Annotated in this window: 2 protein-coding genes and 1 pseudogene; 1 reads left to right on the top strand and 2 read right to left on the bottom strand. The window is 68.2% G+C overall.

The annotated features are described in order from the left end of the window. Positions 1 to 787: nuclease/transposase family protein (locus tag ACZ5CR_RS45790; protein WP_468869786.1), on the top strand; the 787-nt coding region annotated here is incomplete at its 5' end. Between the two features lie 61 nt (positions 788 to 848). On the opposite strand, the gene ACZ5CR_RS45785 is transcribed toward ACZ5CR_RS45790, so the two are convergent. After that, positions 849 to 1,106, bottom strand: coding sequence for a DUF3099 domain-containing protein (locus ACZ5CR_RS45785; protein WP_468869783.1), 258 nt, complete (start codon positions 1,104 to 1,106; stop codon positions 849 to 851). Between the two features lie 24 nt (positions 1,107 to 1,130). Further along, a pseudogene (locus ACZ5CR_RS45780) lies at positions 1,131 to 1,267 on the bottom strand (DsrE family protein); the annotation flags it as partial.

Here is a 1,267-nt window from a genome sequence, read left to right as displayed (position 1 = left end):
GCAGCTGATGAAGTCAGCTCTGGCCGGTGGGGTGGTCGGCGTCGATCACAATGCCGACCATCTTGCCGCTTGGCGTCTTGATACTCACGGCAACCCGGTGGGTCGTCCTGAGCGTATTCCGGTCGACTACCGCGGTTCCAACTCAAGGCGCGACGCCCAGATCCGGCATGCCTGCAGCACTCTGATTCACCATGCCAAGAACGTCGGGGCCACAGCTCTGGTCATTGAGGATCTGGGATTCGACACCAGCCGTGAGGCGTGCGGCTGGATGGGGCGCGGCGGGCGACGTTTCCGGGCTCTTGTCGCGGGGATGCCGACGGCGAGATTCGCTGCCCGGCTGGTAGCGATGGCGCATCGGGCGGGCCTGGCTGTGATCGTGGTGGACCCGGCCTATTCCAGTCGTTGGGGAGCCCAGCACTGGCGCAGGGCGACCAGTACGAAGCCGAACAAGACGTCCCGGCACGACGCTGCGGCGATCGTGCTCGGGAGGCGCGGCCAGGGCTTGGGCGCGCGGCGCAGGGCAGAGAAGACCGTACTCCGCAAGAAGACGGAAGCCGCCCGCAGCGGGTGCGTGAGAGCGCATTCCGGGGCCGGTACGGAAGACCATCGCCCGCCCGTGTCGTCACTCCAGCCCGCCTCGGTCGCGCGCTCAGGACCCACGTCCGCCCCGGGGAATGCGCACGTGATGCGCTCTGCCGACGGCGCCGGACAACGGTCCAGTCTGCCCAAGACCGCTCGGGGCAGGCCGTCGAGTGCGGTCCCGTATCCGGGGCCCGGCAAAACTTGATGATCAGGAACGGTTGGACGCCACTGGAACGGGGTGCGGTCCTTCGGCTTTCGCCTGTTGGTCAGTGGCGGCGTTTGCCGTCCAGCTCGTCCCACCAGTCGTCCGACTTCGGGTCACCCGACGGGTCGTCCCACCAGCGGTCGTCGGGTCCGCGCCGGTTCGCGGCCATCGCGGCGAGCGGCGGGATCACCATCGCCACCACGCACATCCCGACGGCGACCGGAATGGACCACAGCCGCACCACGGCCCACGCCAGGACGAACAGGGCGATGCACGTGCCCATCATGGCGAAGTAGATGTGACGCCTTCGCGCGTACATATGTCCAGCGTAGGCCCGGTCGGCTCAGTAGACGAGCGCCTGCGTGCCGTCCGTCATGGCCTCCTGCACGAAGACCTGCGCGCCCGCGATCCGCACCCCGTCGATGACGTCCTTCTCGGTGATCTCGCGGCGCGCCGCGCACTGCGTGCAGAGCGTGATCT

Source organism: Streptomyces sp. NPDC031274 (assembly GCF_055570235.1).
This window is presented reverse-complemented; position numbering and strand designations above follow the sequence as displayed.